The sequence below is a fragment of the Bacillus sp. MD-5 genome (assembly GCF_002201875.1).
Taxonomy (GTDB): domain Bacteria; phylum Bacillota; class Bacilli; order Bacillales; family Bacillaceae; genus Bacillus; species Bacillus stercoris.
Genome location: NZ_CP021911.1, coordinates 1,857,485 through 1,880,226, shown reverse-complemented (window position 1 = coordinate 1,880,226; position 22,742 = coordinate 1,857,485). Strand labels below are relative to the sequence as shown.

The following is a 22,742-nucleotide window of genomic DNA, read 5'->3' as shown; positions in this document are numbered from 1 at the left end:
TTAATAAGGTAATACGGTAATGTATATGAGCATCTAAGGAGGAAACAGATATGTTAGATAAAATTGGTATACCAAAGCGGCTTGCGTGGGGATTTTTAGGAGTTGTTTTGTTTATGATGGGAGACGGACTTGAACAAGGCTGGCTCAGCCCGTTTCTGACCGAAAACGGACTTACTGTTCAGCAATCCGCTTCAATTTTTAGCATTTACGGGATTGCGCTTGCCATAGCTTCCTGGTTTTCAGGTGTATGTCTCGAAGCATTTGGCGCAAAACGGACGATGTTTATGGGGCTGTTGTTTTATGTAATCGGTACAGCCGCCTTTATCGTGTTTGGGTTTGAACAGCTAAACCTCCCTGTGATGTATGTGACTTACTTCGTAAAAGGGTTAGGCTACCCGCTATTTGCTTATTCTTTCTTGACATGGGTCATTTACAGAACACCGCAAAACAGACTGAGCACTGCTGTCGGCTGGTTTTGGATTGCCTATTGCCTCGGCATGTTTGTATTCGGTGCTTGGTACTCAAGCTACGCGATCAAAGCGTTCGGTTATTTGAATACGCTTTGGAGCTCTATATTCTGGGTATGTCTCGGTGCATTCTTCGCATTGTTTATCAATAAAGACCGTTTTGAAAAAAAGAAAAGAAAACGATCAGAAACAGCCGAGGAGCTTTTAAAAGGGGTTACGATTCTATTTACAAACCCGCGCGTGCTTACAGGCGGAATCATCAGAATCATCAACAGCATTGGTACATATGGATTCCCAGTCTTTTTGCCGATGCACATGGCTCAGCACGGAATTTCAACCAATGTGTGGCTGCAAATTTGGGGAACCATTTTTCTGGGGAACATTGTGTTTAACCTTATCTTTGGAATTGTCGGCGATAAATTCGGCTGGAAAAATACTGTTATGTGGTTCGGCGGAGTCGGCTGCGGTATTTTCACCGTCTTATTATACTACGCACCGGTTTTCTCCGGCGGAAGTGTAGCGGTTGTCAGTGTGATCGGCTTTATTTGGGGAGGTTTGCTGGCAGGCTATGTGCCGATCGGTGCAATTGTGCCGACGGTGGCCGGAAAAGACAAAGGGGCAGCCATGTCTGTATTGAATTTGGCTGCAGGTTTATCAGCGTTTGTCGGTCCCGCGCTTGCTTGGTTGTTCATCGGCCTTGTCGGTGCGCAAGGCGTCGTCTGGATCTTTGCGGTTCTTTACCTTGCAAGTACGGTCATGACGAAATGCATTCATATACCTGAAGAAAAAGCAGTAAAAGAGGAAACATCTCCTCAATATGCATCTTAATCAAAAAGCGCCCCTGCAACAGGGCGCTTTTTGTCTTTTTACATTTTCTTTTATTCCGTCATAAAGTAACTTCCCAGTTTTTTTTACCAATATCCCCGTTCATTTCACCATCATTAGCAATTCCGGGTTTCCATTCATATTGTACCATTAACATCATATTTACCTGTATTAAGAAAGGAATTGCGTATATATGGTTTCTTTAGATAAAAACAGTATTTTTAACAGCAAAACTGCAATATTTCTTGCAGCAATGAGCTATCAGACATATCCATTCTTTTTAGAAGGGAAACTTACCTTACCAAAAGACTTTAAACTTCGATATACCATTCGTGCTTTTGCTGACGTAGAGAATCCTATGGAAGAGGTATTCGGTTTTATTGCCGAATCACAAGATCAAATCGTTATAGCGTTTAGAGGATACGCAGCATATCCCAAGGATCTTTTAGCATCCTATGACATATTTCAAGTTCCCTATCCCTATGTTAAAAATGGCGGGAAAACGTCTCGTGGATTCACATGTCTTTATCAATCAACAAGAAACAATTTAATCAGACAAATAAATAAACTTTCTACGTCAAAAAAGCTGTTTGTTACCGGGCACAACTACGGAGGAGCTTTGGCAACGTTAGCTGCTTTAGATATTGCTGCGAACACTGGGTTTAATCATCCTTTCTTGTATACGTATGGCAGTCCGCGTATCGGTGACCCTGTCTTTGCTTCCCAATTTAACAAAGTGGTGAAAAATAGTATACGAATTGTAAATATTCATGACTCTTTTCCAACTTTCCCAGCAAAAAAGTATCCACCACCTTTTACGGAGGAAGGATTATACTATCACCATGTAAAAACAAAGTATCCAATCTCTTTTCAATTGAATAATACGCCGCGCAATGATGCGATTGCTTGTTATTTTAAATACCTTAGTAAAATGAATCCTGATTTCTCCGAAATATTATGCGATAAAAATCCAGGGTTTTGTCCCGATCCTGACATGTGTACTCCGTTTCGAGGAACATGCTAGGAATAAAAGAAAGGAGCTGCTCGGATGAATCACTCAAGCTTATATTATATGTTTAACCGTGAGGATTCGATATTGCTATCGGCCATGATCTATCAGTCATATCAACTCTTTGAAAAGGAACCGCTTGTCTTGCCAAAAGGATATAGCCTTCGATATACCATACGAGCTCTTGCTGGTGTTGAGGATCCGGAAGCTGAAGTATTTGGTTTTATTGCCGAGTCACAAGATCAGATCATTGTAATTTTTAGAGGAACCCGAACATTTAAGGACAATGAGTCGGACCAAGACTTATATCAAGTACCATATCCGTTTGTCAGAAATGCAGGAAAAACCCATCGTGGATTTACATGTCTTTATCAATCGACAAGAAATGAGCTGATCGGGGAATTAACCAAGCTTTATGCAGCAAAAAGAATATTAGTCGCAGGCCATAGTTTAGGAGGAGCTTTAGCCGTGTTAGCCGCTTTTGATATTGCGGTGAATACCCGATTTAAAAATCCTTTTGTGTATACTTATGGCAGCCCTCGAGTCGCTGACCCTGTCTTTGCGTCTCGGTTCAACCAAACGGTAAAGAATAGTATTCGTATTTTCAATATCCATGACATTATTCCCACCTTGCCGGATCAAGCATATCCGCCTCCGTTTACAAAGCAAGGATTATTCTATCAGCATGTAGACAAGAAGGTAACGCTCTCTTTTCAGCTGAACAGTTTACCTGTTCGCAATCATGAGATTGTCTGTTATTTTAAAAACCTCAGCCAACAAAATCCTGCCTTTGCCAAATCATTATGTGATGAAAACCCGGGATTCTGTCCCGATACGGAATTATGCGTGCCATTTATGGGGGGATGCGGTGATAAGGCATCCGCAAATCATTCAAGCTCACAAGAATGGAACTTTGTTTCGGCTCCTGCCCTGCATCCCATGAAGGTTTCTATAAATATCAACAAGCCAGGGGCAGCACCCGGCTTAATATTCGTTGCACCCTATACTGTGTTCGGCGCGACTATGATTGGGCAAACAGGTGCACTGATCATAGATCAAGCAGGTAACCCAGTATGGTTTAGACCTCTTGATAGTAGATTTACACAAAATACGGACTTTAGGGTACAATCCTACAAAGGGGAACCCGTTCTTACCATGTGGCAAGGAACAATATCTGGAACTCAGTCTAAAGATCCTAATCTCCCGGCGGGGGATCCGGAACCTGGAGCTTTTTTTCAAATCATCAATCAGAATTATAAAGTGATTAAGAAACTCACCGCCAAAAAAGGATTTACCTCTGATGTTCACGAGTTTACGATTACAAAGCAAGATACGGCTTTGTTTACTGCTGTGAAACAAGTGCCAGCGGATCTCACAATGTATGGAGGTCCGGCAGATGGGTACTTTGACAATTATTCCATTCAAGAAGTAGATCTTGAGACAGGAGAGCTTCTTTTCTTCTGGGATGTGCTTGCTCATGTTAATCCGGATGACTCGATGTTACCTGCGTCATCCGCCACAAGCGCTAACAATATTTGGGACTGTTTTCACGTGAATTCAGTTGAGGAAGGGCCGAACAATACTCTTCTAATAAGCATGCGTAACATGTGGGCGATTTATTTGGTTGATAAAACAACAGGAAAGATTGTCTGGCAGCTTGGTGGCAAAAAAAGCGATTTTACTTTTGAGCCAAATGCAACATTTTCTTGGCAACATGATGCACGTTTTAGGTCTAGAACACGGATAAGTCTATTTGATGATGCTTGTTGTGCTTCTTCAAGCTCTCCGCCTGAGGGAGAGGCTCGTGGTTTAATCCTTCAACTTGATTTCCATAACATGACTGCAAAAGCAGATCGAACTTATTATCATGATCCAGCGCTGTATGTTCCAAGTCAAGGAAATGTTCAGAAACTATCAAATGGAAATCAATTCGTTGGATGGGGACAGGAACCGTATCTTTCTGAATATAGGAGTGCTGGTAATAATAAAAAAGATCCTTCGTTGAATTTGTTATATGATATGCAGTTTCCTGGTCAAAATCTTTCTTATAGGGCGTTTAAGGATAAATGGGTAGGCTTGCCGTTTTATCCACCCAGTATTGCTGTAAATCCATTATGTGAAGATGCAGCCATTGTTTATGCATCATGGAACGGTTCAACTGAAACTGTAGCCTGGAAAGTGTTAGCTGGTCCAGCACCTAACAAATTGTCTGAGGTGGGAACGGATGCTCCCCGAACCGGATTTGAAACAGATATACTTGTTCATTCGATTGGGCCATATTTTCAGGTGAAAGCATTGAATTCTTCTGGCCAAACCATTGGTACATCACAGATCATTCATGCGGGGCAAGAAAAAGAATAAGCCTCTTCACTATATTTTGTGATGTGTTCTATCAGGCTATTTAGCATTTACTGTCCTATACTGGAGTCAGTGCAGAGGCTGGCTGCCCCTTCTATTTTGGGCAGTCACCAAGAAGATGAAGGGAGTGTGCATACAGATTGAGAGAATGTCGTCCGTTTATTTGCTTGATTTTAAAATAGAATATACATTTGTATCATAGGGAATTCCATTTTGATACATGTACTGTCTTAAAACACCTTCTTTTTGAAATCCCATTTTTATAAGCAGCCGATTTGATGCTTCATTTTGGGTAAATACAACTGCGCCAATACGCGTCAGGCCAAAGGAAGTAAACCCGTAGGAGACAGCCTCTGAAATGGCTTCTGATGCAAAGCCGTTTCGCCAATGCGCCGGGGTGATTTCATAACCGATCTCTGCACGCCTATGCTTTTGGGCCAGAGCGTGAAAGCCGATTGTTCCGATCAAATCTTTCGTATCCCGTCTTTCTATTCCCCACCTTATACCACGTTTTTCTTGATAGAGGGCGGCAAAGGTTTGAATCATTGAAATGGCCTGTTCTATAGATTCCATGTTTTCAAGTCCGTAATAGCGTGTCACTTCATGGTTTGAGAAACAAGCAAAAATGGCTTCCGCGTCCTGATCTGTCATTTGCCTAAGTGTAAGCCGCTCCGTTTCTAATACAGGAAACATTCAACCACTCCCCATGTTTGTTTCTGTTTATCATATCCCTTTTATTTTCTCTTTTCTATAGAAAATTAAAAACTGAGAAAGCAAAAGAATGAATTTGTCTTTCTAGTTGCTCTTTGTTTTTGGCGAATTGTTTTAAACGATGGCCGTTTGCGCCTGATGGGTGGGGAAAGCCGCTAAGGCAAATCAAATTCTGGAATCTGTACTGTCTGATCAATGTTTCACATACTGTTTCGGCGGCTTTTCCTAACGGAATCAGAAGAGCTGGTCCCGCCACATGATTGAGCTCCGCAGGGAAGTGATCAAAAGCATAGGTGCTTAGGATAGGAGAACGAGTGATGGCCGGTTTGTATCCGGTATAGTTTTTTTGCTGGATAAAGACAGGATATTTAATAACGGAAGTTGTATGGAGCATATGCCGTAAGTCACCAAAAAGCTGCGCGGCGCTTTGAATGCCGAAAGCCTGTGGCAGCCCGCATAAATCCAGCATGGTAATAAGGTTAAGCCTCATTGATCCGGAGAAACCCGCTGCTATTTTTGTGTCTACTGCCATTTGCTCAAGAGTCCCGCCTTGCCGCAGGCTTTCGGCGGCTGTTTCGTACGCTGTCTTCATCTGGGAAAAACCCGGCGTGATCCCGGCAATCACAAGTGAGGCATCCCGATTGATAAATTCATTATGAGGTGAATAGTAGATGGCAAGTTCGTTTTCTTGATGGAGACGAAATGGATCAGTAAGTAAATCGGACTTTGTAAGTGAAGAGGGAAGAAAATGTAGTATCTCTGCGAACTCCTTTAAGCAGCTGCGGTTTATAATCATATGTAAGCCTCCTCGAAAAATGAGATCCCATTGTCCATTCTGATCGTAACAACGAGATCTCATTCATCTTTATCTGCTATTAAAATGTCCTGCCTGCCACACCTCTTTGACTGCTTGGGGAACTTCTTTCACTTCAGCTGCTGTCTGCTGAAACGCGTATTTTTTCATCTGGATATCATGCTGAATCTTCTTTTGTTTTTGCGTCAGCAGCTCTGCTTCTGTTTTTAATCCCTCGACTTGTTTTTGCATAGCCTGCGTAACAGAAGTGAGCTCCTTTAGTGCGGGGTCTATTTTTTTCTTGTTTTGGATCACATTAAACCCTAAAAATATGATAGAAATAGCCAATACTGCCAGACTGATATAAACAATAACCATATGTTCACTCCTTTTTTCTTTTGTCATTACCCTGTTTCCGCTTTTTTAATCCAAAGAAATGATGATTGCACAGTTCGTTTGATTTGCGTATTGGATATATTCTACTTATAATGTGATATCGTACATAGGTAAACAAAGAAAGGGTGCTTCAATTGCAAAGTTTACAAAATAAAACCGCTTTAATTACAGGCGGAGGCAGAGGGATCGGCCGCGCTACAGCTCTTGCTCTTGCGAAAGAAGGCGTAAATATTGGGTTAATCGGCCGGACTGCCGCTAATGTTGAAAAAGTGGCAGAAGAAGTCAAAGCGCTTGGTGTAAAAACTGCATTTGCTGCTGCAGATGTAAAAGATGCCGAGCAGGTTAACCAAGCCGTAGCTCAAGTGAAGGAACAGCTTGGTGATATCGATATTCTCATTAACAACGCCGGAATCAGCAAATTTGGCGGTTTTTTAGATCTATCAGCCGATGAATGGGAAAATATAATACAAGTCAACCTAATGGGTGTGTATCATGTGACTCGCGCGGTGCTTCCGGAAATGATCGAACGCAAAGCCGGAGACATCATTAATATTTCGTCTACAGCGGGCCAAAGAGGAGCTGCTGTAACAAGTGCTTATAGCGCTTCTAAATTTGCCGTTCTCGGATTAACAGAGTCTCTTATGCAAGAAGTGAGAAAACATAATATCAGAGTCAGCGCGTTAACGCCGAGCACTGTCGCTAGTGATATGTCTATCGAATTGAACTTGACAGACGGTAATCCTGAAAAAGTGATGCAGCCTGAAGATCTTGCTGAATACATGGTGGCGCAATTGAAATTAGATCCTCGTATTTTCATCAAAACAGCGGGATTATGGTCAACAAATCCGTAAAAATGAGAACCTGTCTTTCGACAGGTTTTTTTATTTGAGTGAAATTCATACCGACATATGCAAATCTGAAAATCGTTTTAAATTGAAGCTGGCAGTGAATGTAGGCTATAATAGAACTAAGAAAACTATGTGCCAAATGTTCAACGACCTATTTATTTTCCGCTTCACCTATAATCAGTAACCATGAGATAACTCGACGATCAGTCTTTAATATAAGGAGGAAAACAATAAAAGAAAATTGAATATTTAGTACATAGTGTTGTCAGTGACAGAAGAAGGAGTGCATATCATGAAAGAAGAAAAAAGGAGTTCAACCGGCTTTTTAGTGAAACAACGTGCATTTTTGAAGCTTTATATGATAACAATGACAGAGCAAGAGAGACTCTATGGATTAAAGCTGCTTGAAGTACTTCGGTCTGAATTTAAAGAGATTGGTTTTAAACCAAATCATACTGAAGTATACCGGTCTTTGCATGAGCTTCTTGATGATGGGATACTAAAACAAATTAAAGTAAAAAAAGAAGGGGCTAAGCTTCAGGAAGTCGTCCTCTATCAATTTAAAGATTACGAAGCTGCCAAACTATATAAAAAACAGCTGAAAGTTGAGCTGGACCGCTGTAAAAAACTGATTGAAAAAGCTCTCTCAGATAATTTTTAATAGAAACAAACACCTGGTACACACTGCTGCACCGGGTGTTTTCTGCTTTACATTATACATATTTGTCGAAAAGAAACAATACAAATCAATGATGACCTTCAAACTTGACATCATTTCCTCACGTGGTAACATTTAAAACGTGTGAAAATGCGAACAAAAAAGCGAACAAAGGAGATGTTACCGATCTTTGATCAAAAGAAAGTAGCCTTTATAGGAGCAGGATCTATGGCGGAAGGAATGATATCAGGTATCGTTCGTGCCAACAAAATCCCGAAACAAAACATCTGCGTTACAAACCGCAGCAATACAGAGCGATTAACTGAACTTGAACTTCAATATGGAATCAAAGGCGCCTTGCCGAACCAACTATGTATTGAAGACATGGATGTGCTCATTTTGGCAATGAAGCCAAAAGATGCCGAAAACGCTCTGTCATCACTAAAATCACGTATCCAACCCCATCAATTAATATTGTCGGTCCTTGCCGGCATAACCACCTCTTTTATTGAACAATCATTGCTTAATGAACAGCCGGTTGTCAGAGTGATGCCCAATACTTCCAGTATGATCGGCGCTTCTGCAACAGCGATTGCCCTTGGCAAGTATGTGTCAGAAGACTTGAATAAACTGGCCGAAGCATTGCTCGGATGCATGGGCGAAGTCTATACAATCCAAGAAAATCAAATGGACATATTCACCGGAATTGCCGGCAGCGGTCCCGCGTACTTTTATTATTTAATGGAATTCATTGAAAAGACAGGTGAGGAAGCGGGTCTTGATAAACAGTTATCTCGAAGCATCGGCGCACAGACGCTATTAGGCGCAGCAAAAATGCTCATGGAGACAGGGGAACATCCCGAGATCTTGAGAGACAATATCACGTCACCGAACGGAACGACAGCGGCGGGGCTGCAAGCCTTGAAAAAGAGCGGCGGCGGAGAAGCGATTTCTCAAGCGATAAAGCATGCAGCTAAGCGTTCAAAGGAAATCAGCGAAGATATTGAAAAAACAGCAGCGCCGCTTTCAGGAGTGATAAAGTGACGCCTGATACAAGCATAAAAAGAGTTGTAGTGAAGATTGGAAGCAGTTCATTAACAAGCCTCCATGGAGAAATCAGCATTCGAAAATTAGAAGCGCTGGTCGATCAGATCGTCAAACTCAAAGACGCCGGATATGAAGTGATTTTGGTTTCCTCAGGCGCAGTGGCGGCGGGATATCGGAAGCTCGGATTTATCCAAAGACCCGTGAAGCTTCCAGAAAAACAAGCGTCAGCTTCAATCGGCCAGGGATTGCTGATGGAAGCTTATTCAAAACTGTTTTTGGCACACGGCTATGTCGCATCCCAAATTTTAATTACGAGAAGCGATTTTTCTGATGAATATCGGTATAACAATGTCAGGAATACAATGAATGTGCTGCTCGAGCGCGGCATCATCCCGATCATAAACGAAAACGATACAGTTACAGTCAATCGGCTCAAGTTTGGCGACAATGATACGCTCGCAGCAAAAGTCGCTGGATTGATTGATGCAGATATGCTTGTGATTTTATCAGATATCGACGGATTATATGACGGCAATCCGCGCACAAATCCAGAAGCGAAAAGGATACAGCGAGTGAGTGAAATAACACCTGACATCGAAGCGTGCGCAGGTGACAGTGGGAGCGTTGTCGGAACCGGCGGCATGCGCTCTAAGCTTGATGCATTTAAAATCGTCATGGCTTCTGGCATTAAAGGTTTTCTTGGTCAGGCAGATGCCGGCGATATTTTATACCATGCTGTTCGTGAAGAGGCGGCAGGCACCTATTTTGAAGCAAAAGGAACGCTTCCGTTGAATCGAAAGGAACAATGGATCGCTTTTAATTCCGGTCCTGAAGGTGAAATGATTTTATCAGATGATTATTCACAAAAAATTACAAATGGGCAATCGAGCTTATACCTGGACGGTGTACAGAAGATTAAAGGAAAATTCAAAAGCGGTTCAGTTGTTCGGCTAATGAGTTCACAAGGAACAGAAATCGGGCTTGGAATCGTTAAATATTCTTCTGTACAGCTTCAAGAACCAGAAAAGAAGAAAGAACTGATCAACAAAGCGCTAATTGATCAAGAAGCATTTGTTTGCCATGTGGATTTTACTTTGCCTGTTAATTAATTTGCAGCAAAAAACCCGAGCTTCTATAAAGAAGATCGGGTTCATTTTTTTATTGATACTGCTCCAGCTTAGAGAAGAATTGAATGACAAACTCATAAAAATCATTCGCAGAAGGCGCCAGCTCTCTATTTTTCGGTTTAATGATTCCGACAGTCCGCTTCACTTGAGGGAACTCAATTGGAATTTTCACAGTAAAACGAGGTGTTGTTTCAGCAAACGTACTTTCAGGCAGAAGGGTAACGCCCATTCCTGCGGACACTAATCCTTTGATAGCATCCAAATCCTCACCCTCCGTTGAAACGAGAGGAGCAAAGCCGGCTTGTTTGCAGGAATCGATTGCCATTTTTCTGAGTACAAATCCTTCCGGGAACAATACAAATTGATCGTTGCGCAAATCGATTAAATGAACCGTTTTTTGTTGAGCGAGCGGATGATTTAATGGAACAAGCGCGTAAATTTTTTCAGTGAATAAAATTTTCCCCGCTATGTCAGAGAAATTCGTCGGCACCGGCCCTAATAAGGCTAGATCAATATCGCGGTTTCTGACAGCTTCAATCAGAAACTTATAGGAGCCTTGGCGCAGCAAAAATTCGACGTGCGGATATTCTTCCTTAAACGCTGAAATGACAGTCGGCAAAAGCTGGCTGGCGAGGCTCGTAGGAAATCCGATCTTTACCGTTCCGCGGTGCGGGTCAAGATACTCATCAATTTGTTCTTTTGCATAATCAATGGCTTTCATTGCGGTCTTCACATGAATCAAAAATTCTTTCCCGATTGGCGTGAGTTTGATATTTCTCCCTTCACGCTCAAATAAGGTCACATTTAATTCCTCTTCAAGATTGGCAATTTGTCTGCTGATTGCTGATTGGGCCACATGCAAATGATCAGCAGCTTCTGAAACGTGTTCTCTTTCAGCCACCTCCATAAAATAACGCAGTTGGCGCAACTCCATGTTTGTCTCACATCCATCTATCTCAATTTGAGATTCTTTTGATCTAAATTATATATTGTTTATATCGTTTTGAAAACCTACAATGATTATAGAGTTGTTAGATTTTATGACCGGTATTATCGGAAATTGATCGGGGGAGAGGAATTATGACGTACAATCAAATGCCAAAAGCTCAAGGTCTCTACCATCCTGAATTTGAACATGATGCATGCGGAATCGGCCTATACGCACACTTAAAGGGCAAGCAGACTCATGACATTGTCAAACAAGGACTTAAGATGCTTTGCCAGCTGGACCACAGAGGAGGGCAAGGCAGTGATCCGGATACAGGAGACGGAGCCGGCTTACTGGTTCAAATCCCTGATGCTTTCTTTAGAAAAGAGTGCAAAGACATCAATCTGCCGGAAAAAGAACGTTATGGGGTAGGAATGGTCTTTTTCTCACAGAAAAAAGATGAAAGAAAAAAAATTGAAAAGCAAATCAATGCACTGATCGAACAAGAAGGCCAAGTCGTTCTTGGATGGAGAACTGTACCTGTAAATGTCGGAAAAATCGGAACAGTGGCACAAAAAAGCTGTCCGTTTGTCCGTCAGGTATTTATCGGCGCAAGCTCTGACCTAAAGGACAATTTATCTTTTGAACGAAAGTTGTATGTCATTCGTAAACAGGCTGAAAACTGGGGTGTAACGGAAGGTTTTGATTTTTATTTTGCCAGTCTTTCAAGCCAGACCATTGTTTACAAAGGCCTTTTAACACCTGAACAGGTTGATGCGTTTTATTCTGATTTGCAAGATGAAGCATTCGTTTCAGCTTTTGCGCTTGTTCATTCGCGCTTCAGCACCAACACATTCCCTACCTGGGAAAGAGCGCATCCTAACCGCTATTTGGTTCACAACGGTGAAATTAACACCCTTCGCGGAAATATCAATTGGATGAGAGCACGTGAGCAGCAATTTGTATCTGAAAGCTTCGGTGAGGACTTAAATAAGATTTTGCCGATTCTCAATGCTGACGGCAGTGACTCTTCCATTTTAGATAACGCATTTGAGTTTTTTGTGATGGCTGGACGCAAACCGGCACATACAGCAATGATGCTCATTCCTGAACCTTGGACGGAAAATACGCATATGTCTAAGGAAAAAAGAGCGTTCTACGAGTACCATAGCTCTCTGATGGAGCCTTGGGACGGACCGACAGCCATTTCATTTACTGATGGAAAACAAATCGGCGCAATTCTTGACCGGAATGGTCTCCGTCCGGCCCGTTATTATGTCACAAAAGATGATTATATTATTTTCTCATCTGAAGTAGGCGTTATTGACGTTGAACAGGAGAACGTTTTATATAAAAACCGTCTTGAGCCTGGGAAAATGCTTTTAATTGACCTGGAAGAAGGCCGGATTATCTCCGATGAAGAAGTCAAAACACAAATTGCAACTGAATACCCGTACCAAAAATGGCTAGAAGAAGAGCTTGTCCAAGTGAATCCTGATCCGGAATCAAGAGAGGAAGAACAATTTACTGATCTTCTAACTCGCCAAAAGGCATTCGGATACACATATGAGGATATCCAAAAATATCTCATTCCTGTTATTAAAGAAGGCAAAGACCCCCTTGGTTCAATGGGGAATGACGCGCCGCTTGCTGTACTTTCCGATCGCGCGCAATCACTGTTTAACTACTTTAAGCAGCTGTTTGCACAAGTAACGAACCCGCCAATCGACGCGATTCGTGAGCAGCTTGTCACTTCAACGATGACATGGCTTGGTGCGGAAGGCGATCTTCTTCACCCAAGTGAACGAAACGTTCGCCGGATTAAACTGTATACACCTGTTTTATCCAATGAACAGTTTTACGCATTGAAAACGATTGTTCATCCTGATTTAAAAAGCCAAAAAATCGATGTGCTGTTTTCAGAGGATCTTGAACGCGGATTAAAGGACATGTTCACACAGGCAGAGAAAGCCATCAGTCAAGGCGTAAGCCTGTTAATTTTATCAGACAAAAAGATGAATGAGAGCTTGACACCAATTCCGCCGCTTCTGGCAGTAAGCGCGCTGCATCAGCACTTAATCCGCAAAGGGCTGCGTACGAAAGTCAGCATTATTGTGGAGTCGGGAGAAGCACGTGAAGTGCATCACTTTGCAGCATTAATCGGTTATGGAGCAGATGCGATTAACCCTTATCTCGCTTATGCGACCTACAAGCAGGAAATTGATGAAGGCCGTTTGGATATCGGCTATGAAGAAGCGGTCAGCAAATATGGAAAAAGCATTACTGAAGGCGTTGTAAAAGTCATGTCCAAAATGGGGATTTCAACCGTACAAAGTTACAGAGGCGCCCAAATTTTTGAAGCGGTAGGAATCAGCCGTGATGTGATCGACCGCTATTTCACAGGTACTGCATCACAGCTCGGCGGCATCGATATACAAACAATTGCAGAAGAGGCGCAGCGCCGTCACCGAGAAGCGTATCAGGATGATTACAGCAAAACGCTTGAACCGGGAAGTGACTTCCAATGGAGAAATGGCGGAGAGCATCATGCGTTTAACCCGAAAACGATTCATACCTTGCAATGGGCTTGCCGCAGAAATGATTACAATCTGTTTAAACAGTATACAAAAGCGGCAGATGAAGAACGCATCGGATTTTTGCGGAACTTGTTCGCATTTGACGGAAACCGCAAGCCTTTGAAGCTGGAAGAGGTTGAATCCGCTGAATCGATTGTCAAACGCTTTAAAACGGGTGCGATGTCATTTGGGTCCTTGAGTAAGGAAGCACACGAAGCTTTAGCCATCGCAATGAACCGTCTTGGAGGAAAAAGCAACAGCGGTGAAGGCGGAGAAGATCCAAAACGTTTTGTTCCAGATGTGAACGGCGATGATAGAAGAAGTGCGATCAAACAAATTGCATCAGGACGTTTCGGTGTCAAAAGCCATTACCTTGTTAATGCTGATGAGCTGCAGATTAAAATGGCTCAAGGCGCTAAGCCGGGTGAAGGCGGTCAGCTGCCTGGAAACAAAGTATATCCATGGGTTGCTAATGTCCGAGGGTCAACACCAGGTGTCGGTTTAATCTCACCTCCTCCTCACCATGACATTTATTCAATTGAGGATTTAGCCCAGCTGATCCACGATTTGAAAAATGCCAACCGTGACGCAAGAATCAGCGTAAAGCTGGTGTCAAAAGCAGGCGTAGGCACAATTGCTGCAGGTGTGGCCAAAGCGACTGCAGATGTCATTGTGATCAGCGGCTACGATGGAGGTACAGGCGCTTCTCCGAAAACCAGTATTAAACATACAGGGCTGCCATGGGAACTTGGTCTTGCAGAAGCACATCAAACATTAATGCTTAACGGCCTTCGTGACCGTGTTGTATTAGAAACGGATGGAAAGCTCATGACGGGCCGCGACGTTGTGATGGCTGCCTTGCTCGGTGCAGAAGAATTTGGTTTCGCAACGGCTCCGTTAGTTGTACTCGGCTGTGTCATGATGCGTGCCTGCCATTTGGATACATGCCCTGTCGGTGTAGCCACACAAAACCCAGAGCTTCGCAAAAAGTTCATGGGGGATCCCGACCATATTGTGAACTATATGCTGTTCATTGCTGAAGAAGTTCGTGAGTACATGGCCGCGTTAGGCTTCAAGACATTTGATGAAATGATCGGCCGCACTGATGCACTTCATGTAAGTGAACGGGCGAAGGGGCACTGGAAAGCAAGCCAGCTAGATTTGTCTACACTTCTTTATCAGCCTGAAGGCGTACGGACGTTCCAATCACCGCAAAATCATAAAATTGAACAATCGCTTGATATCACAACGATTCTCCCGGCAGTACAAGAAGCCATCGAATCTGGAAAAGAAGCTGATATATCGATTGAAATCAATAATACAAACCGTGTAGCCGGAACGATAACCGGCAGTGAGATCTCTAAGCGCTACGGAGAAGAAGGGCTTCCTGAAGATACGATCAAGCTGCACTTTACTGGATCAGCCGGCCAAAGCTTTGGAGCTTTCGTTCCTAAAGGAATGACACTTTATTTGGACGGAGACTCAAATGATTACGTCGGAAAAGGGCTTTCTGGCGGAAAAATCATCGTCAAGTCACCAGAAGAATTCAACTCTGCTTCGGATGACAATGTCATTATCGGCAACGTTGCTTTTTACGGTGCGACAAGCGGAGAAGCATATATTAACGGACGTGCTGGTGAACGCTTTGCCGTTCGGAACAGCGGTGTGAACGTTGTTGTAGAAGGCATCGGCGACCACGGGTGCGAATACATGACTGGCGGCAGCGTTGTCGTTCTCGGTGATGTAGGCAAAAACTTTGCGGCAGGTATGTCCGGCGGAATCGCTTATGTATTGGCTGAAGATGCCAAAGCCTTTAAACGCAAATGCAACCTTGAGATGATTTTATTTGAATCATTAGAGGATGAGAAAGAAATCCAGCAAATCAAAGCAATGCTTAAAAGACATGCTGCGTATACAAACAGCCAAAAAGCACAAGATCTGCTTGCTCAATGGGAAGACAGCGTAAAAAAATTCGTTAAAGTCATTCCGAAAAACTATAAACAAATGCTTGCGAGCATCGAAGAGCAAAAAGCTGCAGGTTTATCAGAAGAAGAAGCCATCATGTTCGCTTTTGAGGCCAACACGAAGCCAAAGCAGAATACAGCAGCTGGACAAAAACAAGCGGTAGTACAGTAAGGAAGGGGAGAGGAACATGGGGAAACCAACTGGATTTATGGAGATCAAACGAGAAAAACCTGCTGAGCGGGACCCTCTCACTCGCTTAAAGGATTGGAAAGAATATTCTGCTCCTTTTTCAGAAGAAGCATCGAAACGGCAGGGGGCGCGGTGTATGGATTGCGGTACACCGTTTTGCCAGATCGGTGCGGACATTAACGGATTTACATCCGGCTGTCCGATTTACAACTTAATTCCTGAATGGAATGATCTTGTCTACCGGGGCAGATGGAAAGAAGCATTGGAACGTCTGTTGAAAACAAACAACTTTCCTGAATTCACAGGGCGGGTATGTCCTGCCCCTTGTGAAGGGTCATGCACTTTAGCGATTTCAGACCCGGCCGTTTCAATTAAAAATATCGAGCGAACCATTATCGACAAAGGATTTGAGAACGGCTGGATTCAACCTAGAATTCCTAAAAAACGAACAGGCAAAAAAGTGGCCATCGTCGGGTCAGGCCCAGCCGGACTGGCGAGTGCTGACCAGCTGAACCAAGCGGGACATTCCGTCACTGTTTTTGAACGAGCAGACAGAGCGGGCGGCCTTTTAACATACGGCATTCCAAACATGAAGCTTGAGAAGGGCATTGTAGAACGCCGAATTAAATTACTGACGCAAGAAGGAATTGATTTTGTCACGAACACAGAAATCGGTGTTGACATAACAGCGGATGAGTTAAAGGAGCAATTTGATGCTGTGATCCTGTGCACAGGCGCTCAAAAGCAGCGGGACCTCTTAATTGAAGGGCGCGACTCAAAAGGAGTCCATTACGCGATGGATTACCTGACGCTCGCAACGAAAAGCTATTTAGATTCTAATTTTAAAGACAAGCAATTCATTGACGCCAAAGGGAAAGATGTCATCGTTATCGGAGGCGGAGATACAGGAGCTGACTGTGTAGCTACTGCTCTGCGACAAAAAGCCAAAAGCGTGCATCAATTCGGCAAACATCCAAAACTTCCGCCAGCCCGCACGAATGACAATATGTGGCCTGAACAGCCGCACGTCTTTACGCTTGAATATGCGTATGAAGAAGCGGAAGTAAAATTCGGAAGAGATCCGAGGGAATACTCCATTCAAACGAAAAAAATGGTCGCGGATAAAAATGGCCAGCTGAAGGAGCTCCATACCATCCAAATGGAAAAAGTGAAAAATGAGCATGGAAAATACGAGTTCCGCGAGCTGCCTGGAACTGAAAAAGTATGGTCTGCTCAGCTTGTCTTTATCGCTATCGGCTTTGAAGGCACAGAACAGCCGCTGTTGAAACAGTTCGGTGTGGATTCTGTAAACAACAAAATTAGTGCAGCATATGGGGATTATCAAACAAATATCGATGGCGTATTCGCCGCAGGGGATGCAAGAAGAGGCCAAAGCTTAATCGTATGGGCGATTAATGAAGGCCGTGAAGTAGCGCGTGAAGTGGATCGGTATTTGATGGGGAGTTCAGTTCTTCCGTAAATAAAGGGGATTATCATATAAAAAAAGAAACCGGTCTGGTTGCCAGCCGGTTTCTTTTTTTATTCCATTACGACCCCAATGTTTCCAAACTGCCTGCCTTCCTGCATTCTTTTATATGCATCACATGTTTTTTCTAAAGGATATGTGCGGTCGATTACAGGTCTCAGCTTATGTTTTTCAATGAAAGCGAGCATATCGCGAAATTCCTCACCGCTTCCCATCGAAGTTCCCAAAACATTGATCTGCGGAAAGAATAGAGAACGCACCGGAAAACTGAGATCGTCCCCTGAGCTTGCCCCAAAGCTGACAATGCGGCCATTCGGCTTTACATGACGGAAGTATTCCGAAAAGAGGGCAGGGCCTATGCTGTCAAGAACAACATCAGCCTTTTTTCCCTGCATCTGTTCATCCCAATTGCTGTAGCTGTCAAATGCGTAATCAGCACCTAATTGCAGCGCCCTTTTTCTTTTCTCCTCACTGCGGGAGGTCATGCTTACTGTTGCCCCAATCGCCTTCGCCATCAATAAAGCGTAGGTTGCAACTCCGCTTCCGATGCCGGGTATCAATAGATGCTCGTCTTTTTTCAATTGTCCCTTCGTAAACAGGGCCCGATATGCAGTTAAAGCGGATAAAGGTAAAACACCCGCTTCTTCCCAAGATAAATAAGAAGGTTTTTTGATTGCATTTTGTGAAGGAATGATCACATATTCAGCAAGTGTTCCATCAGAAGGACCTCCCAGAATCTCAGGTACAGGCGGAACATTCTCTGTCAAATCCCAGTTTAATGTCGGGAAAATGATGACTTCTGTTTCAACAGTAACATTTTTCACGCCTTCACCAATCTCTTCAATGAGACCGGCGCCGTCAGAACCGAGTATCACGTGAGGATCTTGTTCAGATTTGTTTTTCATGAGAAACAGGTCACGATGATTCAGACCCGCGGATTTTAATTTTACCTTTACCTCTCCATATCCAGGCTTTTTCGTAGGGACGTTTTGAAATGATAATCCCTGCAGTCCGGTTGTTCCATTGTGAATTACAGCTTTCATGTTGTCTTCCTCCTCATTGAATTGTATTTTCATATCTTTACATATTTTACTTAGCAGTTTTCTTCGAGTAAAATGAACAAATATGATAGCCACTATCACTTTTAATCATAGCAAGAAGGTGAGAGCCCGTGGAAAGCGGAGATTTAAAGATTTTTCAGGCTGTGGCCCGTGAAGGAAGCATAACGAAAGCAGCGCAAATGCTGAATTATGTTCAATCGAATGTGACAGCCAGAATACATAACCTTGAGGAAAATTTGAATATCAGGCTTTTTCATCGAACGAATCGCGGGATGAAGCTGACTGCTGCGGGAGAAAATCTTTTGCAATATGCTGATCAAGTATTATTGCTGTTAGACGAAGCTGAAAAATCGGCACAGATGAGCCGGCATCCGAAAGGGCCGTTGCGGATCGGCTCACTAGAAACGACGGCGGTAACGCATCTGCCCGAACATGCCGCCTCCTTCCTCAGACGTTTTCCTGATGTGGATTTATCGGTGAACACAGCTGATACGCATCATCTGATTCAACAGGTTCTTGATCATAAAGTTGATGGCGCTTTTGTATATGGACCGGTTGAGCACACTGCTGTCAGACAAATCCATGTTTCCCGTGATGAATTAGTTTTGATTTCATCACGAGAAGGGTCGGCCGAGGTTATGCTTCAGCAGCCGATGCTCTTTTTTGGAGCAGGCTGTTCTCATCGTGACAGGGTCAAAAGATTACTGGAGGAAGCAGGCATACCCAACCAAAAAATCATAGAGTTTGGCACATTGGAGGCGATTATAAAAGGAGTTTCCGCCGGGATGGGTACGGCGCTGCTCCCAAGGTCCGCTATTGATTGCTCCGAGCATCGAACGAATGTATGGATTTATCAGCTGCCAGCAGCATATCAAGACGTAGAGATCGTATTTATATACAGGAAAGACTTTTTTATTACGAGTGCGTTTCAGACATTTCTTGATGAGATAAACGAAATGAAAAGATGAAGATAGACGTGTTGGATTTCTGGTCTGATACACTGCATTAGCAGAATAAAGCCGTTTATCAGTTTTTATTTTAAAGATGGGCATAAAAAAACTGTACTCATTTGAAGAGAGTACAGTTTTTTCTTTTTATTTGCGTTTTAAATTAATGCCGATCGCTGCGCCGTTTCTGCTTGAATCAGCTACGCCTTTAAAGGTGCCGTTTTCATGGTCGATCGATATGCTTTGCACGTTTCCGATATCCACCGGACTTGTGCCAAATTTGTGGCCCATGCCGTTCAGCTTGCTGAGGACATCTTTAGGAACTCCGTCTTCGTAACGGTAAGAGCTCATGCTGTTTGTGTAAATTCTTGGCTCTTCAACAGCCGCTTTTAATTCCATACCATATTCTATATGGTAGAGAATGGTTTGCAAAACGGATGAAATAATTGTGGCCCCGCCAGGAGATCCAACAGTGAGGACAGGCTTGTCATCCTTAAATAAAATCGTCGGGGTCATGCTGCTTAAAGGCCGTTTGTTTGGCTGTACTTCATTAGCTCCGCCTGGTATCGCATCAAAATCCGTTAATTCATTGTTTAAAATAACACCGTAATCAGGGACCATAATACCCGTTCCGAATAGCTGTTCGATTGTTGTTGTATAGGAAACAACATTTCCCCATCGATCAGCAACTGTAAAGTGGGTTGTTTGGCCTTCTACTTTATCTTTCGGCTGTTCGACTTGTTTATAGTTTGCTGATCCTTCTTGGTATTTCCAAGGATCACCGGCTTTCGGTTTTTTATTCACTTGATCTAGGTTGATTAATTGCTGGCGTTCTTTAATATAATCGGGGTGAAGCAGGCCTTTGAGAGGAACATTTACAAATTCGGGATCACCAGCGTATGACGCACGGTCGGCATAAGACAAATGCATCGTTTCGGCAAGCAGCTGATATTTCTCCCATGAGCGGACATCGTATTGTGAAAGGTTAAAGTCATCAAGTATTTTCAGCATTTGCAATAAGAAAATACCACCGGAGCTTGGAGGAGGAGTAGTGGCGATTTGATAGCCTTGATAGTCTCCCCAAATCGGTTCATCAATTGTAATGTCGTAATTTTCTAAATCTTCTTTCGTCATTGATCCGCCGAAATCCTGGACAGTGTCAGAAAGCGCCTTGGCGAATTTTCCTTTATAAAAAGCGTCAGTGCCTTTGGAGCGAATAAGTTTAAACGTTTTGGCCAAATCTTTTTGAATAAGGGTATCGCCTTCTTTCAGCGGCTCGCCATTTGGCAAAAATACATCTTTTGCGGCTGTCTGTGACAGTTTTTCCTGGTAATTAGAAATGGCATCTGCCAACACTGAATCAATCGGGAAGCCTTTGTCAGCGAGTTTAATAGAAGGGGTAATTAATTGCTTCATTGAACGGGTTCCCCATTTATCCAAGGCTTCTTCCAGCCCTTTCAGCGTGCCTGGAACACCAACGGCAGTACCTTTTGTCACACGTTCAGAGAAAGGAATGGCTTTGCCGTTTTCATCCAAAAACATGTCAGGGGTTGCGCCTGCTGGTGCACGCTCACGGCTGTCGATTATCGTTGTATCCTTCGTTTTTCCGTCATACACCATCATAAAACCGCCGCCGCCAATGCCTGACATCATCGGCTCCGTTACATTGAGTGCGAATTGAATAGCGACCGCTGCATCAATGGCATTTCCTCCTTTTTTCAGCACATCAGCACCAATTTCTGAAGCGAGAGGATGTGCGGTCGCAACCATGCCGTCTTTTCCGACATCTACTTGTTTGTACTCATCGTAGCTTTTGGGCGGTTTTTTAGCTTCCGCGTGAAAAGGGACACTTCCAGCGACTAACAGGACACTAAGCAGAGCTGTTAAACAGACGTTCCACATTCTTTTCATGTTCTCCCTCCTATATGAAGCTGTATTGTTACAATCTTAGCGTAAAAAAATTACAGCGTTTTCACAAGTGACAAATGGTATATTATATAGTACACAAAGCCGTTTTTCTGTGCAAAATTGATTATATTGAGATGAGCCATGTGCTATATTAGAATCAGCATACGGATTAAGAAGGGACTGCTATATGTATTTAACGATCGAAGAAACAGCAGAATATACAAATCTTTCAGAGGATTATATTAAAAGCTTGGTGCTCGAAGGAAAAATCAGGGCCGTTCATGACGGGGAGCAATTTTTGATTTATAAGGAGCAGTTCAAAACGCATCTCGAACAGCTGGAGAATTACAAAGCACTTGTGCAGGAAATATTAAATGAACCAATCCCGGAAGATATTGATGTAAAGGATGAAGATTAGGACACAATTTGAAATTGTGTCTTTTTTTGTATGTTTTTGCAGAAACGCTGAAAAATCAGGAACGTCAGATTTCGTTTTAAGAGGCTTTTTGATCATAACTAGGGGGATAAGTATCTGAGAGATTAAAAGCTTTATAAGAGGATCTAAAGGCCATTTAAAAGGAAGGAGGTTTGCAGAAGCTTACTCACACGCTTATGTAACACTATGTATATTATGTTACATAAATACCGTCACGCTTTGACATTCAAGGTTTTTCAGCTATAATAGTAACATAAGCCTCAAAACGTTACATAACGGTTTTTAAGGAGTTTTTTGATGCATATTGTACAGCCGATTCGCAGTCTAGAGAAAATCCAAGAAGTCAAACAGTATTTGCTTAACAAAAACAAGCGGGATTATTTTCTGTTTATTTTCGGAATCAACAGCGCGCTCCGCATTTCTGATATTCTGCCGCTGCAAGTGAAGGACGTTAAACATAAAGATCATTTATGGGCGACTGAAAGCAAAACGAAAAAGAAAAGAAAGATTCTTATTTTAGAGTCACTGAAACAGGAAATATACGAGTATACGAAAGATATGAAGGAAAATGAATATCTTTTTAAATCTGTGCGGACCAGAAAGCCGATTTCCCGCATTCAGGCCTACAGAATTTTAAGAGAGGCAGCTGCGGCGTGCGGACTTGAGGAGATAGGGACACATACACTCCGGAAAACGTTTGGCTATCATTTTTATCAGCGGACAAAAGACATCGCCGAGCTGCAGAGAATACTGAATCATTCATCACCTTCAATTACAATGCGGTATATCGGTATTGATGAAGATACGACAAGAGCCGCGTATAAGGTTTTTGGAGGGCTTTAATACAAATCGCTTGAAAATATTGATTATCAGAGCTACTATATAAATACCAAAAGCTCTAGTAGCACAGCGGATAGTGCAGCAGTTTCCTAAACTGCAGGTCGGGAGTTCGAATCTCTCCTAGAGCGTTATATTCACAGAAAGACAACAGGCACTTTTCGCCTGTT

At 42.9% G+C, this 22,742-nt stretch carries 17 protein-coding genes, 1 tRNA gene and 2 pseudogenes; 14 read left to right on the top strand and 6 right to left on the bottom strand.

All coding sequences use genetic code 11. The annotated features are described in order from the left end of the window. Window positions 1-50: 50 nt before the first annotated feature. The 4 genes and pseudogenes from CDO84_RS09030 to CDO84_RS09020 all read left to right on the top strand — a co-directional run bounded on the left by CDO84_RS09030 (window position 51) and on the right by CDO84_RS09020 (window position 4,662). Window positions 51-1,295 (top strand): MFS transporter, encoded by a 1,245-nt coding sequence (locus CDO84_RS09030; RefSeq protein ID WP_040082986.1) that lies wholly within the window; start codon window positions 51-53, stop codon window positions 1,293-1,295. Between the two features lie 190 nt (window positions 1,296-1,485). Next, window positions 1,486-2,316, top strand: coding sequence for a lipase family protein (locus tag CDO84_RS09025; protein WP_040082987.1), 831 nt, complete (start codon window positions 1,486-1,488; stop codon window positions 2,314-2,316). 24 nt (window positions 2,317-2,340) lie between these two features. Further along, window positions 2,341-3,168: pseudogene (locus tag CDO84_RS21560) on the top strand (lipase family protein); the annotation flags it as partial. After that, entirely contained in the window at window positions 3,157-4,662 is a 1,506-nt protein-coding gene (locus tag CDO84_RS09020; RefSeq protein WP_040083789.1) for an arylsulfotransferase family protein, read from the top strand. The pseudogene CDO84_RS21560 and the gene CDO84_RS09020, both read left to right, overlap by 12 nt. Before the next feature lie 156 nt (window positions 4,663-4,818). On the opposite strand, the gene CDO84_RS09015 is transcribed toward CDO84_RS09020, so the two are convergent. The 3 genes and pseudogenes from CDO84_RS09015 to CDO84_RS09005 form a co-directional block, all read right to left on the bottom strand. After that, complete coding sequence (locus tag CDO84_RS09015) at window positions 4,819-5,352, bottom strand: GNAT family N-acetyltransferase (RefSeq protein ID WP_040082988.1); 534 nt, start codon at window positions 5,350-5,352, stop codon at window positions 4,819-4,821. A 41-nt stretch (window positions 5,353-5,393) separates the two neighbouring features. Further along, window positions 5,394-6,166 (bottom strand): annotated as a pseudogene (locus CDO84_RS09010) (hypothetical protein). A gap of 69 nt (window positions 6,167-6,235) precedes the next feature. Beyond that, complete coding sequence (locus CDO84_RS09005) at window positions 6,236-6,541, bottom strand: DUF948 domain-containing protein (protein WP_040082990.1); 306 nt, start codon at window positions 6,539-6,541, stop codon at window positions 6,236-6,238. Between the two features lie 152 nt (window positions 6,542-6,693). Here CDO84_RS09005 and CDO84_RS09000 point away from each other — a divergent pair, with 152 nt between their 5' ends. The 4 genes from CDO84_RS09000 to proB all read left to right on the top strand — a co-directional run bounded on the left by CDO84_RS09000 (window position 6,694) and on the right by proB (window position 10,221). Beyond that, window positions 6,694-7,410, top strand: a complete 717-nt coding sequence (locus CDO84_RS09000) for a 3-ketoacyl-ACP reductase (protein WP_040082991.1) — start codon at window positions 6,694-6,696, stop codon at window positions 7,408-7,410. Between the two features lie 289 nt (window positions 7,411-7,699). Next, window positions 7,700-8,068 carry a replication termination protein gene (gene rtp, locus CDO84_RS08995; RefSeq protein WP_003220337.1) on the top strand — a complete coding sequence of 123 codons (369 nt, stop codon included), beginning with the start codon at window positions 7,700-7,702 and terminating at the stop codon, window positions 8,066-8,068. Between the two features lie 147 nt (window positions 8,069-8,215). After that, on the top strand, window positions 8,216-9,109 hold the full coding sequence (gene proC / locus CDO84_RS08990) for a pyrroline-5-carboxylate reductase (protein WP_082032997.1): 894 nt from the start codon (window positions 8,216-8,218) through the stop codon (window positions 9,107-9,109). After that, on the top strand, window positions 9,106-10,221 hold the full coding sequence (proB, locus tag CDO84_RS08985) for a glutamate 5-kinase (RefSeq protein ID WP_040082993.1): 1,116 nt from the start codon (window positions 9,106-9,108) through the stop codon (window positions 10,219-10,221). Before proC ends, proB begins: the two co-directional genes overlap by 4 nt. Window positions 10,222-10,270: 49 nt before the next feature. Here proB and gltC read toward each other — a convergent pair whose 3' ends face one another. Further along, window positions 10,271-11,173, bottom strand: coding sequence for a glutamate biosynthesis transcriptional regulator GltC (gltC, locus tag CDO84_RS08980; protein WP_014664178.1), 903 nt, complete (start codon window positions 11,171-11,173; stop codon window positions 10,271-10,273). A gap of 146 nt (window positions 11,174-11,319) precedes the next feature. Here gltC and gltB point away from each other — a divergent pair, with 146 nt between their 5' ends. Together gltB and gltD are read left to right on the top strand one after the other, a co-directional pair. Further along, window positions 11,320-15,879 (top strand): glutamate synthase large subunit, encoded by a 4,560-nt coding sequence (gene gltB / locus CDO84_RS08975; RefSeq protein WP_040082994.1) that lies wholly within the window; start codon window positions 11,320-11,322, stop codon window positions 15,877-15,879. A 16-nt stretch (window positions 15,880-15,895) separates the two neighbouring features. Beyond that, window positions 15,896-17,377 (top strand): glutamate synthase small subunit, encoded by a 1,482-nt coding sequence (gene gltD / locus CDO84_RS08970; protein WP_040082995.1) that lies wholly within the window; start codon window positions 15,896-15,898, stop codon window positions 17,375-17,377. A gap of 59 nt (window positions 17,378-17,436) precedes the next feature. Here the strand turns inward: gltD and CDO84_RS08965 are convergent, their stop codons facing one another. Next, window positions 17,437-18,426, bottom strand: a complete 990-nt coding sequence (locus CDO84_RS08965) for a zinc-binding dehydrogenase (protein WP_040082996.1) — start codon at window positions 18,424-18,426, stop codon at window positions 17,437-17,439. Between the two features lie 128 nt (window positions 18,427-18,554). Between CDO84_RS08965 and CDO84_RS08960 the strand changes: the two genes are divergently transcribed. Continuing rightward, a complete protein-coding gene (locus CDO84_RS08960) occupies window positions 18,555-19,412 on the top strand; it encodes a LysR family transcriptional regulator YofA (protein WP_040082997.1) in 858 nt (285 codons plus the stop codon). 126 nt (window positions 19,413-19,538) lie between these two features. Here CDO84_RS08960 and ggt read toward each other — a convergent pair whose 3' ends face one another. Then, entirely contained in the window at window positions 19,539-21,302 is a 1,764-nt protein-coding gene (gene ggt, locus CDO84_RS08955; protein WP_040082998.1) for a gamma-glutamyltransferase, read from the bottom strand. A gap of 184 nt (window positions 21,303-21,486) precedes the next feature. On the opposite strand from ggt, the gene CDO84_RS08950 reads away from it, so the two are divergent. From CDO84_RS08950 to CDO84_RS08940, 3 genes are all read left to right on the top strand, one after another. Beyond that, window positions 21,487-21,717, top strand: coding sequence for an excisionase family DNA-binding protein (locus CDO84_RS08950; protein ID WP_003231472.1), 231 nt, complete (start codon window positions 21,487-21,489; stop codon window positions 21,715-21,717). Between the two features lie 315 nt (window positions 21,718-22,032). Continuing rightward, window positions 22,033-22,578, top strand: a complete 546-nt coding sequence (locus CDO84_RS08945) for a site-specific integrase (protein WP_014664172.1) — start codon at window positions 22,033-22,035, stop codon at window positions 22,576-22,578. Between the two features lie 52 nt (window positions 22,579-22,630). After that, a tRNA-Arg gene (locus tag CDO84_RS08940) sits at window positions 22,631-22,703 on the top strand. Window positions 22,704-22,742: the final 39 nt, after the last annotated feature.